The following is a 13,203-nucleotide window of genomic DNA, read 5'->3' as shown; positions in this document are numbered from 1 at the left end:
GGCGACATCATCCGCGACACCCGCAACCTGAGCGCCGAGCAGGTTGAGCAGATCCTCAAGTACCAACGCGGCCACGGCGTGAAGTTTGGTGAGGCGGCCATCGCTTTGGGTTTTGCGTCGCCTGATGATGTGCTGCATGCGCTGGCGCAGCAGTTCAACTATTCCTACGGTGGGGCGGCGACCGAGAAGACCAGCCCCGAGCTGGCGGTTCTCAATCAGCCATTCAGCCAACAAGCAGAAGCATTCCGCGCCATTCGCGCGCAGATTCTGCTGCGCACCCAGCCGGGTAGCGTTGAAGGCGCGCCCAGGATCAAAAAGGCCCTGGCCGTGGTCAGCCCGAACACCGGCGATGGCAAAACCTACTTCTGCGCGAACTTGGCCGTTTCATTGGCGCAGCTCGGTGGTCGCACGCTGATTGTGGATGCCGACCTGCGCGGCCCACGCTTGCACGGCGTGTTTGGTGTTGACGCCAAGAGCGGGCTGTCTGGCTTGCTGGCCGGCCGCCGTGGCGACAGCGTGATTCGCGCTGTGCCCGGCGTGGCCAACCTGTTTGTGTTGCCGGTGGGCATCAGCCCACCCAACCCGCTGGAACTGCTGCAAGGCCCGGCGTTTGGCTTGCTGCTGCATGAACTGCTAACCAAGTTTGACCACGTTGTGGTGGACACCCCGGCCGCCCAATATGGTGCGGACGGCGTCGTTGCTGCGGCACGCTGCGGTGTGGCACTGATCGTTGCGCGTAAAGATCAAGCGCGGCTGCAGGCCTTGCAGGAGTTGGTTCAGAACCTGTCAGCGGTGAACGCGCAGGTGGCTGGCGTGGTGATGAACGAGTTCTGATGCACGCCATGAGTGATCGTTGGGCCATTCCCAAGTTGCCGCCAATCAGCTTGGCGACAGGTCTGCTGCTGATCGGCATCGGGGCGTTGTACCTGCCGACGCTTTACGACTTGTTCCGGGGCGTCTGGTCCTCTGACGAGCAAGGCCATGGCCCGATCATCCTGGCGTTGTCTGTCTGGTTGATTTACAAGCGCTGGCCGTCAGGTGCCCTGCTGACCCCGCGCACTGACTTCCCTGTCTTGGCCGGGCTTGGCATCGTGGTCGGCATCGCCATGTATGTGCTGGGCCGAAGCCAGTCGTTGCTGCTGCTCGAGGTCGGGTCGGCGCTCGTCGTTGTTGCAAGTGCCATCCTGCTGATGCGCGGCACAGGCGGACTGCGTCCCATCGTGTTCGGCTTCTTCTTTCTCTGCTTCCTGATTCCACTGCCAAACGCAGTCGTGGATATGGTGACGCAGCCCATGAAGCTTGCAGTAAGCACGGTTGCCGAGTGGCTGCTGATGACCACCGGTTACCCAGTTGCGCGCACCGGGGTGATTCTTCAGGTGGGCCCGTACCAGTTGTTGGTGGCTGATGCCTGTGCAGGCCTGCACACCCTGCTGACGCTGGAGGCGCTTGGCCTGCTGTATTTGAACTTGGTGGAGTCGACATCCACCGTGCGCAACGTGGCACTGGCCATTCTGGTGGTGCCGATCAGCTTCACTGCCAACGTTATTCGCGTGGTGGTTCTGTGCTTGATCACTTATCACTTCGGCGATGAGGCTGGGCAGGGCTTCCTACATGGCTTTGCGGGCATGGTGCTCTTCATGGCAGCACTCTTCATGATCCTCGCCACCGACTTGCTTTTGCGCCGTCTGTTCGCTTCTGAACCCGTGAAGGTGGCTGCATGAACAAGCCTCTGGATCGCCGGGCGGCACTAGCCTCTCTTTTCATGTTGGCAGGTGCCGGTGCTGCATATCGGCTGACGCCGAGAACTTACCTGGCCGATACCGACGGCGCCTTCAAATTGGAAGCGACCGTTCCGGCAGCATTTGGTGAGTGGGAGGTTGTGCGCGCAGCAGCTTTGGTGGTCAATCCACAGTCTCAGGCTCTGTTGAATCGGCTTTACACAGACGTGCTCAGCCGCACTTATGTGTCGGCTCAGTCGGGCGTGCAGATCATGTTGTCCATTGCCTATGGGCGAGATCAGTCAGATGCCACCGTCTTGCACCGACCGGAGGTTTGCTACCCGGCTCAAGGGTTTCAAATTCTCAGCAATTCGCGCGACAACATTGCAGACGCAGGCAGGCAGTTGCCTGTGCGCCGCCTGGTGTCCAAACTCGGCGCACGCATTGAGCCAATCACCTACTGGATGGTGATTGGCGAAACTGTTGCCACCACCTCCAAGGAACAGAAGCTCGCTCAACTTCGCAAGGGTTTCGAGGGCGTCATTCCGGACGGGTTTCTGATGCGCATTTCGTCGATCGGCGGTGACGCGGGGGCAGCATTCCGGGCGCACGACACCTTCATTCAAGACTTGCACCGTGCCCTGCCTTCGAGCATGGTGTCGCGCATGTTTGGTCAGCCTAAGCCGATGGGGCTGGCACGAGAGGTGGGCGGGGCCGGGGCCGAAGGCCGTGGCTGAGTTGGACGCGCATCGGCTCAAGAAGAGTCTGCTTCATTTTGCGATTGGAAAGCTGGCAAGTTCGATTGCTGGCTTTGCAATGCTGTTCCTTCTGGTTCGGGCGCTCCCGCGCGCTGACTACGGCGCATACATCGCATTGATCTCGGTGTTTGAGTTTGGCCAGCTTGGGACCAATGCTGGCGCAATTCCCGCTGCCTATCGCTACTTGCCTGCGTTGCTGGCCACACGCCGTTTACAGGCGCTCTCAGCGCTGATGACCCGGCTGTTGGGTTTGCGGGTTTTGACCTTGCTGGTTGGTGCGCTTGCACTGGCTGTCTGGGCGCAGCCTTTGTCGACGCTCCTTGGGCTACCAGGTGGCGAAAGCGTCATACGCATTTTTGCGGCCTACCTGCTTTGTGAAGGCGTGGCGCGCTTCGCCGAAATGGCATTTGATTCGCTGCTGATGCAGGGCGCGTCCCAGGTTTCGTCTACTTTGCGCGCTTGGCTCCGCTTGCTGGTTTTGTTGGTTGGCGGCGCCTTTCTGGAAGGAGAGTGGAGCCTTCGTATTTGGATTGCCGTCGAAGCTGCAGTCAGCTTGGTAGGTGTGACGGTTGCGCTCGTGTTGATCTGGCGCCAGATGACGAAGTGGCGCATGTCACCACCTGCAGATGATGGCGACCATTGGGATGCCGACCTGCAACAACGCGTCATCAGTTATTCGATGCCCAGTTACGTAGCTCAATGCATCGGCCTCCTGTCGAGCGTGCATGCCGTTCGGCTGGCTGCTGTCAGCTTGGTGGGTGCGGCTGCAGCGGCTGCGTTCGGCTTTGTTTCTTTGCTGGCCTATACCTTGCAGCGGTACTTGCCGAGCTTCCTGCTCATCGGTGTGATTCGCCCCATGTTCGTGGCGGCCCGTGAGCGTGGAAGTACAGGCGACGACATGCGTACCTTGGCTGACATGGTCTTCAAATTGAACGTGCTTACGTTGGCTCCGGTCTGGGCTGCATTCGTCGTTTACGGACCGGAATTGGTGGCCATGCTCACAGCAGGCAAGCTTCCGGATGCCTTGCCCTTTGTTCACCTGTTTCTTGCCTACACCCTCGGGCAAGTCGTGCGCGCTGAGGTCTCGCTGCTGGCCGTGTCATACGAAGAAGGGGCCGCCAGCTTGACTGGGACCATTTGGTCGCTGGGCGGCTTGGCACTAGGCCTTGCGTTGTATCCGCTGATTGGGCTGTCAGCGTTGTGCGCTGGCCTGGTGTTGAGCGATGCACTTTGGTGCGCCGTGATGCTGCGCCGCCTGCGTGAACACGATGCTTTCTGGCTACCGGAAGCCCGGGGCTTGTGGCGCTTGGCACTTGCCATGGTTGCAGCCTGCGCCGCAGGTTTGCAAATGAAGTGGTTGCTGCCTGCTGCGAGCACGCCGTTGGTTGTGCTGGCTGGTGCCGCCGCATGTGCAATTGCGTATCTGGTGGTCGCCGCGATTCTCAAACCGCTGACTCCGCGCGAGCGTGAGTGGGCGGGCAAAGTACTGCCCAAGCGGCTGATTGTTTTTTGAATTCCATGTCGATCAAACAAGCCCTCAAGTCTGCCCTCAAGCGTTGGCCTGCGCTCTGGACCGCCTATTGGCGCGTCAAGCAGCAGTTCAAGCGGGCCTACATGCTTCGCTATTTCAGTTACGACATCAAACATACCTACCGAGCCATGTTTTGGCCGGTGGGGCAGTTGGGTTACCGGCCCCTCGCAGCCTCCCTCTTCTTCCAGTATCACAAGCTTGAAAAAGGCTTGGTCATGCCTGGGCCGCGGCGCTTGTTCGGGTTGGAGCCTGCACAGGCCGTGATGGAGCATCTGGAACGCTGGCATGCCGCCGGGCATTCGCAGTCGGACTCGGTCTATCGCGGCGCCATGCGCACCCTGCACGACTACATGAGCCATTTGGAAGCGCACGGGCTCGACCCTGCGGGACAAATCACGCCGGTCGTGAAGACTTTCCTCGCCGGCCAACCTTCGACTGACGTTGCGCTTTCTACGCCAGTGCCATTGGCTCCGATCCTGGTGAACGACTCCAATAGCCAGGCCGTATTTGCCGGTTTGGTGGCCGGTCGCCGAAGTGTTCGGGAATTCGCTGAAGACGACGTGCCACGGTCGGCCATTGAGCAGGCGATTCAGCTGGCACAAATGTCGCCATCGGCGTGTAACCGACAACCTTGCCGCGTGCATGCACTGCACGATGCCCAGGCCAAAAAACAGGCGCTGCAGCTGCAGAACGGCAACCGTGGATTCGGACACTTGGCACCGTGGGTGTTGGTGATCACTGCGGATGAGACCGGCTTCTTTGATGCCAGCGAACGCCACCAGCCGTACATCGACGGCGGCCTGTTCGCCATGACGCTGCAATACGCTTTGACAGCCCAAGGCCTAGCTAGCTGCTGCCTCAATTGGTGCACTCCCCCTGAGAACGACCGGCGGCTGCATGCTGCGCTTGCAATTCCTGATTCCGAGCGCGTGATGATGCTGCTGGCCGTTGGTATGCCTGCGGCCGACTGCCGCGTGCCGCGCTCACCCCGCCGTGACCTCAAAGACGTTCTGCGCGTCGTTTGAACCTTTCGTCTTTTACATAGAGCCCATCGTGAAAATCTTCTTTGCAGGACACAACAATTTTGGCAACCGCGGCTGTGAGGCCCTGGTGCGTTCGGTATCGGGCCTGGTCACCAAAGAGATGCCGGGGTCGAGCTTTGTGACGCCCTCGCTGGCGCCACAGCTGGATGCAGCACAGTGGCCGCAGCACGCAGCTGCTGGCATCCGGTTCATTGAGGCACAGCGCCCCCCGAAGAGCTTGCGTGTTTGGCATTGGGGCCGTCGCCTCGCGCCTTTCGTCGAAACACTCGGTCGTCCTTCTCACACCCTTCAGCCCGCAGTTCGGGCTGCCATGGCTGAATGCGACACGGTGATCATGACGGGCGGGGACACCATCTCGCTCGATTACGACCTGCCATCTTTGTACGACCACTGCGGCTACATCGACAACGCACGTGCGTTGGGCAAGAAGACAGTGCTTTGGGGCGCTTCGGTGGGGCCGTTCAGCAAGAAGCCACATGTCGAGGGCTTCATGCGAACCCATCTGGCCACCTATGACCAGATCACCGTGCGTGAGTCAGCAACGATGCGCTACCTTACAGGCCTTGGCTTGAACAATGTCGTGCAGGTCACGGACCCAGCCTTCACCTTGCAGCCGGAGGCCTTTGACGTGGAGGGTCTGCTGCCAGTGCTCGGCCCTGAAGGCTTGCTCGGCCTCAACGTCAGTCCGTTGATCCGCAAGTTCCGACCGGACGATGCATCACGCGAGCAACTTGACCGAGAGGTGGCTGAATTTGCCCGTCGCGCCGTGGAAAGCGGATACGGCGTTTTGCTGTTGCCGCATGTGGGCCCGTTGGATGGCGGCAGCTATAACTCAGACCACGCCTACATGAAGGGCCTGGTTGAGCGATTTGGCCTGACGGACCCGCGTATTGCACTGGCGCCTTCGCACTTGAATGCCTCGCAGCTGAAGCACTTGGTGTCCAAGATGCGCTTCTTCATCGGGGCGCGCACGCACGCAACCATTGCTGCGTTCTCGACGGGCGTACCGACCATCTCGATCGCCTACAGCGTGAAGGCCAAGGGCATCAACAGCGATTTGTTTGGTGACCTGCCGGTTGTGCTCGACACGCCCGATGTGTCGGCCGGCACGCTGGCCAGCTCACTGCAATCACTGCAGAGCCATGAAGGCGAGATACGCTCGTTGCTGGCAGAGCGTATTCCTACCTGGCGTGAGCGTGCTGCCATTCCCGCCCAGATGCTGGCCGCGCTGCGTTGAACCCTGTGTCGAGCCCTACGCCCATGCGCCTCAGCGTCATCATCAAAACGCTCAACGAGCAAGCCAACATTGAGCGGGCCATACGGTCCGCGCTTGATGCTGTGGCGGCTGTAGGCAGCGGCGAGGTGATCGTGGCCGACTCAAAGTCTACGGATCGCACTTGTGAGATCGCTGCTCAATTTCCGGTGCGTATCGTGCAGCTCAGCCATGCCGAAGACCGATGCTGCGGAGTTGGTGCGCAATTGGGCTACGCCGTTGCCCAGGGTGAGTACCTCTACATCCTTGACGGAGACATGACTTTCGAGCCGGGTTTCGTCGAGGCCGCCATCGCTGCTCTGGAACAAGATTCGGGCTTGGCGGGTGTTGGCGGACAGGTTCGTGAGATGAACCTCGACAACGAGGAGTTCGTCAACCGTGCGCAACGCCGCTTGGCGCACTTTGAGCCGGGGCAAGTCGACCGTCTGGACATGGGCGGGCTCTATCGGCGTAGCGCATTGGCCCAGGTTGGGTACTTCACCAATCAAAACCTGCACGCCTACGAAGAGTTTGAGCTAGCTGCCCGCTTGGCCAGCGCTGGTTGGCGACTGCGCCGCCTTGACCACCCAGGCATTTGCCACTACGGGCACACCGAAACCAGCTATCGCTTGCTCGCCAAGCGCTGGACCAGCCGATACGCCTGGGGCTGCGGTGAGCTCCTGAGGCAATCGCTTGGGAAGCCGCATCTAAGCTTCGTTCTTACTCGGTTGCATGTGTACCGCTTGTATTTCGCGGTGCTGGTGTGGTGTTTTGCCGCAGCGACCTTTGTGCTGCTGGCTGCAGTCAATGGCACACCGCTACTGGCGCTGGCTGGCTTGGGCATGCTGGCGTTGCCCGTCTTGTTGATGAGTCTGCGACGCAAATCACTTGCGCGAGGCCTGTACGCGGTCAGTGCATGGGGCGTGTTTTCTGCGGGGCTGCTGGCCGGTTTGCTTGCCAAACCGCGCCGGGAGCCAACTGATTCCGTTCGATGTGTCTCGCTGAAGTGAGGTCAACCGTGAACCAAGCAATGCCTCTTGCTGAAAAAGCGCAACTTGAAATGGGTGAGGTACTTCACGGCCATCCCGAGCACGCTGAGCGGCAACTGGTCGTTCTGTATGAAGGCGTGAGGGCGATCAAGCGACTGATCAACGCCCAAATCTGGGCGCGCCTGAGCCTGCAGAAGGTCTGGACTATTCTTGTGATCGGCGTTTCACCGTCGCTTGGATACGCGCAATCGAATGTTCGATCGGTCGAGAATCTCGACGCTGAGTTGAAGCAAGGCTACAAGATTCAAGCCTCTGAGCAAGAAGCAGCGAAGCTACAAAACACGCGGGAACAAGGGGCGGTAGTTCAGTTCACGCTCAGCCCAAAAGCCGAGAAGGTTGCAAATGGGTGGCGAGTGGAATATCGCGGCACCACTGCCCCCATTAACACCGGCAAGCCGATTTGGTATGCATTTAGCTATTACCAGACTGCGGATTGGCTCAAATGGAAGAAGCCGGTAGTTATTGGTCAAGTGCATACAGCGCAACCCGGACCGATTACGGTGCCGCCGCCGCTTGGATTGATGGTCAGGGGCGGGATCTTGAATGTGGTTCTGCACAGTACAAACAGCAGCCCGTTGATGATTGCAAAAGACCAGAACCGACTCATTCCAAGAAAAGTGGTACCGACAGGCCCCGCAAAGCCCGGTGAATGGACCTGCGTTTTGGTACGTGCCGTGTGGAGTTCCGAACCTGGCCAGGGGGAGCTGGCGGTGTGGCGCGACAGCAAGCAGGTAATTGACAGTATGAATGTTGCGAATGCCTATCCCACCCCGCTCGGTATGTATCCGAAGTTTGGTCTGTATGCGTACGACGGCGTTGACGCCAACGACATGGTGCTTGAGGCCGATGTTGTAAGAGTGCTGGATGGCAAATTGACGCCCGACCAAGTACGGCAGCGCGCGCGTTGTGCAGCGCACTGAGAGGCCCCACCATGAGGTTTGAGTTTGGGAATAAGAGTCAGTTAATCTTGCCGATTGCGGCTTGTGGGTTGGCTTTGCTGGTCGGGCTGATGGTTTCTACCGGCAGCATCTATGTCATTTTGGTCGCGTTGGCCGCTGTGCTTGGCGGATATGTGATCGCCCTGCCGGCATCCTGGCTGATGGCAGCAATGGCTGCACTGGTATACGTCGTTGCCGGGTCGATCATGTATTTCGGTGGCGTGGGGCAGGCGCTACTGCTTCCGTATGGCTTGGCGCTGGGTATCGTCGCCAAACTTCTTGGTGTTCGAATTGACCGTGGTAGTCGTCTAACTGGTCTGCACTGGCTATTTCTGGCTCTTGCGATTGGAGTCGTACTGGCCGTCCTGCTGAATCAGCCGCAGCCGTTGCTGGCGACTACCGGCATTAAAAGTCTAATGGGCTTTGTACCGGTCGCCGTGTTGTTGGGCACGGGTGTCCTTAACGAGCAGTGGCAATTGAGATTCTGGCGCGCAACAGCCTTTATTCCGGTTTTGGAAGTGCCTTTCGTCCTATATCAATACTTCGTGGTCGCCGCCAAGCGTGCTAGCGCCGGGGGCAGTGTTGCGTGGGATGCGGTTGTTGGTTCCTTTGGCGGGAATCCAGAAAGCGGCGGCGCAAGCGGGGTTTTGGCTTTCTTGGCTTTGGCTAGCGTTTTCTTAGCACGCGAGTTGGTTGCGAACAATCAGTTGCGTCGGGGTTGGTATGCGTTGATTGCATGCTGTGCGCTGCTGTGCATCGTATTGGCTGAGGTTAAGGTTATCGTCCTATTACTGCCCGCCGCCGGCTTTGTCCTATTTTTGCCGCAAATTATTAAGCGACCTGTCAGATCTGCGTTTGCCATGATTGCAATCCTGATCGTTGCAGTCGGTGTTATCGCGTCGTATGCCATGCTGCATTACTCGAAACGAAATCATGGCACCCCGACTCCGACCGAGTTGTATGACTATACCTTTGGCTACAGTACTGATCCCAACTACATAAATCTTGAAACGGGCGAAATGGGACGTAGCGCCGCGCTTCGGCTATGGTGGACGGATGGGTGGTTAGTAAACCCTGTGAAAGGTTTGATTGGCTACGGACCTGGTGCCAGTCGCGGAAAGTCATCCTTTGGTGTGGGTGAGATCGCGCGCCGCTACCCATTTTTTATTGATAGATCCGCTGCTACACAAATCCTTTGGGATTTTGGCCTGTTTGGCCTGGTGACTTTCTTGGCGCTTCCCTTCTTGGGGGCGTGGAACTGCTTCATTGCCAATAGGAATAGGGTTTCTTCTGAATTGCGGGCTGTGGCAGTGGCGGGTCCACCAATTTTTGCGATGACTGCCATCATGGTGCCCTACGGGCGAGATTTGCTTGAGGTGCCCGCAATGAACTTCTTCTTTATGGCCTTGCTCGGGACCAGCATTTGGTTCGCCCGAAAGCGGAAGAGCGATAGCGGAAAGCTGTTGTGGAAGTGAATATGCGGCGTGTTCTCATGGTTTGTACTGCTGCAAACGGCGGTATGCGTGCTGTCGTTGAAGGTTACCGTGCCAGCGGTATTTTTAAGCGATGGAGTGTTGATTGGATTGCCCCCCACGTCGAGGGCAGTTTGTCGCTTCGTTTGCGAACTGCAGCTTCTGGCTACTTCACGTTGTTGAAGAGGCTGTTTGGCGGGCAAGTGGCATTGGTTCACATACATGCTGCAATGCGTGGCAGTTTTTGGCGCAAATCCGTTTTTGCCGTGACGGCTTGCATGTTTCGCGTCCCCGTGATTTTTCACATGCACGGATCGGAAACCGACAAATTCATCAATGCACAGCCTGAAATACTGCGCCGTTTGATTGCCACGATTCTTCGTAGGGTTTCGTGTGTCGTCGTGCTTTCCTCAAGCTGGAAGACCTATATCGAAGGGGTTTCACCCTCTGCGCGGGTAGTCATCCTGCCTAATTACGTGCCAATGCCGAACGTAGCCGTCAAACCTGCCCACGCAGATGGGGCGCCCGTTACGTTCTTGTTTCTAGGTGCGATTGGGACCCGCAAGGGCGTGTATCCGATGCTTGAAGCCTTTGCCAAGGCAAAGCGGATGTCGTCCGTACCAATGACTCTGCGCATTGGTGGTTCCGGCGAGTTGGAAAAGGCTAAGCAGGCGGCAATCAGCCTGGGTATTGCTGACTCGGTCGAGTTCCTCGGCTGGGTGGTCGGTGATGCGAAGTTGAAATTGCTGGAAGAGGCAGACGTTTATGTTTTGCCTTCGTTCCATGAGGGCCTGCCGGTCAGCATTCTTGAAGCCATGAGCTACGGCGTGCCTGTGCTTTCTACCCGTGTGGGTGGCATTCCTGAACTGGTGCGGGAAGGGCTCGATGGCTATCTCGTCGAGGCGGGAAAGGTGGACGACCTGGCCGACCGCATGGCCCGCCTCGCCGCAGACGCTGCCCTGAGGAGGGCGATGGGGGCATCAGGCCGCGAGCGTGTGCAGGCCAATTACAGCGAGGCGATGGTGGTGCCAGCGCTTGAGGCGCTTTACACAGAACTCACAACGCAAAGGCGTGCGAAATGAAGAAGGTACTGGCCGTTGCCTCAACGGGTGGACATTGGGTACAACTGATGCGGCTGTGTCCTGTGTGGCAAGACTGCAAAGTCAGCTACATCACAACATCGAAAGACGCTCGAGTGACCGTGCCAGGTCGATTGCATGTTGTCGCTGATGCGAACCGCTGGGAACGACTCAAGATGGCCTTGATGTTCCTGCAGGTCGCCAAGGTGCTTCTGATCGAACGGCCCGACGTTGTCATCACCACAGGTGCTGCACCAGGGTTGGCAGCAGTTGCGCTCGGACGCCTCGTTGGCGCCAAGACCATCTGGGTAGACAGCATTGCCAATAGCGAAGAGCTGTCTGGCTCAGGGCGAATTGCCAAGCGTTTTGCAAGCGTATGCCTGACGCAGTGGCCTCACTTGGCCACTGACAAAGACGGTGTTGAACATTGGGGGGCAGTGCTGTGATCTTCGTGACCGTTGGCACCCAGTTGGCCTTTGACCGGCTCATCGAGCACATGGACGCGTGGGCTAAAGAGAGTGGCGAGGAAGTTATCGCCCAAATCGGCCCCAGCAAACTGAAGCTTTCCCACATTCGTGCGCAGCCGTTCATGAGCCCGCTGGAAATTGAGGAATTGTTTGGTCGCGCCCGAGTGATCGTGGCGCACGCGGGTATGGGGTCGATCATCAGTGCGCTTCAGCACCAGCGGCCGATCATCATCGTGCCCCGCAAAGCATCACTCGGTGAGCATCGCAATGACCACCAATTGGCGACCGCCCGTTGGATGTCTACCCGGCCCGGTGTTTCAGTTGCTTGGGAGCCGTCTGAAGTCAATCAGTTGATCGCTGACTCATCAGCATCGGCTTCGACGAGTGCTATATCGCCCCACGCCGATCCGAAGCTGGTCGCACGGCTGCGCGCGTACATGGGCGTGGATTAACCAAGTACAGCCCGCCGCTGCAGATGAGTTCGGCAGCTTGGTTGTATCGGGCAGTGGAGTGTGGCTAGAACTTGCGGGCGGTGCGTTGACGAGTCACTCACCAACTCACCGCCGGCCAGGCAAGTTTGGTAACCGGGGCGATCAATCACTCCCAAACAAATCCCGCGTGTAGACCTTCGCCTTCACGTCGTCCAGCTCAGTCACCTGCCGGTTCGCCACGATCACGTCGGCGTTCTGCTTGAACCAAGCCAGGTCATGCGTCACCTTCGAGCCGAAGAAGGTCTCTTCATGCAGTGCCGGCTCATAAACGATCACCTCAACGCCCTTGGCCTTGATTCGTTTCATGATGCCCTGCACGCTGCTGGCTCGGAAGTTGTCTGAGCCAGCCTTCATGATCAGGCGGTGAATGCCCACCACCTTGGGCTTGCGCGCCAGGATGTCCACCGCCACAAAGTCTTTGCGGGTGGTGTTGGCGTTCACGATGGCTTCAATCAGGTTCTGCGGAACCTGGCTGTAATTGGCCAGCAGTTGCTTGGTGTCTTTCGGGAGGCAGTAGCCGCCGTAGCCAAAGCTCGGGTTGTTGTAGTGGCTGCCAATGCGCGGGTCCAGGCACACGCCTTCAATGATCTGGCGGGTGTCCATGCCGTGGCTGGCGGCGTAGGTGTCCAGCTCGTTGAAGTAAGCCACGCGCATCGCCAGATAGGTGTTGGCAAACAACTTGATGGCTTCGGCTTCGCTGCTGTCTGTCAGCAGCGTGGGCACGTTCTGCTTGATGGCGCCTTCAGCCAGCAGATTCGCAAATACCTGGGCACGCTCGCTCTTCTCGCCCACCACGATGCGTGAGGGGTGCAGGTTGTCATACAGCGCCTTGCCCTCACGCAGAAACTCTGGCGAGAAGATCAGGTTGGTACAGCCCAGCTCCTGCCGCAGCTTTTCTGTGTAGCCGACCGGGATGGTCGATTTGATGACCATCACTGCATCGGGGTTCACGGCCATCACGTCGCGCACCACGGCTTCAACTGATTTGGTGTTGAAGTAGTTGGTAACGGGGTCGTAGTCGGTGGGCGTGGCAATCACCACGTAGGTGGCACCGGCATAGGCTTGTTGCTTGTCCAGCGTGAACGTCAGGTTCAGCTTGGCGGTAGCCAGGTAATGCTCAATCTCGTTGTCTGCAATCGGGCTCTGCTTCTGGTTCAGCATCGCCACCTTGGCGGCGTCAATGTCCAGGGCCACCACCTCATGGTGCTGCGCCAACAGCACGGCGTTCGAAAGGCCAACGTAGCCGGTACCTGCAACTGCGATCTTCATGGGTTCCCTGGGTGGTGAGCGTTGTGTTCAGCGGGTTCGATTATCGGATGCCGGGTGTGACAGTTTGTGGCAAACCGGCAGCAATTTAGGTGCCATGTTGGGGGCCGCCAGAAACAAAAACGCCCCGCTGGTGTGG

Annotated in this window: 13 protein-coding genes; 12 read left to right on the top strand and 1 reads right to left on the bottom strand. The window is 58.6% G+C overall.

Annotated features, from left to right (window positions below):
• Positions 1–78: 78 nt before the first annotated feature.
• From AACH00_RS04890 to AACH00_RS04835, 12 genes are read left to right on the top strand one after another with little or no spacing between them, the layout of a single operon-like run.
• Positions 79–834: a polysaccharide biosynthesis tyrosine autokinase gene (locus AACH00_RS04890; protein ID WP_341397962.1), complete on the top strand. Its 756-nt coding sequence runs from the start codon at positions 79–81 to the stop codon at positions 832–834.
• An 8-nt stretch (positions 835–842) separates the two neighbouring features.
• Positions 843–1,721: an exosortase B gene (gene xrtB / locus AACH00_RS04885; RefSeq protein ID WP_341397961.1), complete on the top strand. Its 879-nt coding sequence runs from the start codon at positions 843–845 to the stop codon at positions 1,719–1,721.
• The gene (gene epsI / locus AACH00_RS04880; RefSeq protein WP_341397960.1) at positions 1,718–2,455 is read left to right on the top strand and encodes an exosortase-associated protein EpsI, B-type; all 738 of its coding nucleotides are present in this window, start codon (positions 1,718–1,720) and stop codon (positions 2,453–2,455) included. The genes xrtB and epsI overlap by 4 nt, the downstream gene beginning before the upstream one ends.
• Entirely contained in the window at positions 2,448–3,989 is a 1,542-nt protein-coding gene (locus AACH00_RS04875; RefSeq protein ID WP_341397959.1) for a polysaccharide biosynthesis protein, read from the top strand. Before epsI ends, AACH00_RS04875 begins: the two co-directional genes overlap by 8 nt.
• A 5-nt stretch (positions 3,990–3,994) precedes the next feature.
• Positions 3,995–5,032 (top strand): nitroreductase family protein, encoded by a 1,038-nt coding sequence (locus AACH00_RS04870; RefSeq protein WP_341397958.1) that lies wholly within the window; start codon positions 3,995–3,997, stop codon positions 5,030–5,032.
• 28 nt (positions 5,033–5,060) lie between these two features.
• On the top strand, positions 5,061–6,287 hold the full coding sequence (locus AACH00_RS04865) for a polysaccharide pyruvyl transferase family protein (protein WP_341397957.1): 1,227 nt from the start codon (positions 5,061–5,063) through the stop codon (positions 6,285–6,287).
• Positions 6,288–6,310: 23 nt separating this feature from the next.
• Positions 6,311–7,312: a glycosyltransferase family 2 protein gene (locus AACH00_RS04860; RefSeq protein ID WP_341397956.1), complete on the top strand. Its 1,002-nt coding sequence runs from the start codon at positions 6,311–6,313 to the stop codon at positions 7,310–7,312.
• A gap of 8 nt (positions 7,313–7,320) precedes the next feature.
• Entirely contained in the window at positions 7,321–8,271 is a 951-nt protein-coding gene (locus tag AACH00_RS04855; protein WP_341397955.1) for a heparin lyase I family protein, read from the top strand.
• Between the two features lie 11 nt (positions 8,272–8,282).
• Positions 8,283–9,764: a hypothetical protein gene (locus AACH00_RS04850; RefSeq protein ID WP_341397954.1), complete on the top strand. Its 1,482-nt coding sequence runs from the start codon at positions 8,283–8,285 to the stop codon at positions 9,762–9,764.
• Positions 9,765–9,808: 44 nt separating this feature from the next.
• Positions 9,809–10,843, top strand: coding sequence for a glycosyltransferase family 4 protein (locus AACH00_RS04845; RefSeq protein WP_341397953.1), 1,035 nt, complete (start codon positions 9,809–9,811; stop codon positions 10,841–10,843).
• Positions 10,840–11,286, top strand: a complete 447-nt coding sequence (locus tag AACH00_RS04840) for a glycosyl transferase (RefSeq protein WP_341397952.1) — start codon at positions 10,840–10,842, stop codon at positions 11,284–11,286. Before AACH00_RS04845 ends, AACH00_RS04840 begins: the two co-directional genes overlap by 4 nt.
• 5 nt (positions 11,287–11,291) lie before the next feature.
• Entirely contained in the window at positions 11,292–11,759 is a 468-nt protein-coding gene (locus tag AACH00_RS04835) for a glycosyltransferase (protein WP_341397951.1), read from the top strand.
• A 141-nt stretch (positions 11,760–11,900) separates the two neighbouring features.
• Here the strand turns inward: AACH00_RS04835 and AACH00_RS04830 are convergent, their stop codons facing one another.
• On the bottom strand, positions 11,901–13,067 hold the full coding sequence (locus AACH00_RS04830; protein WP_341397950.1) for a nucleotide sugar dehydrogenase: 1,167 nt from the start codon (positions 13,065–13,067) through the stop codon (positions 11,901–11,903).
• Between the last annotated feature and the right edge of the window lie 136 nt (positions 13,068–13,203).

It is taken from the genome of Ideonella margarita, assembly GCF_038066635.1.
GTDB lineage: Bacteria > Pseudomonadota > Gammaproteobacteria > Burkholderiales > Burkholderiaceae_C > Ideonella > Ideonella margarita.
This window is presented reverse-complemented; position numbering and strand designations above follow the sequence as displayed.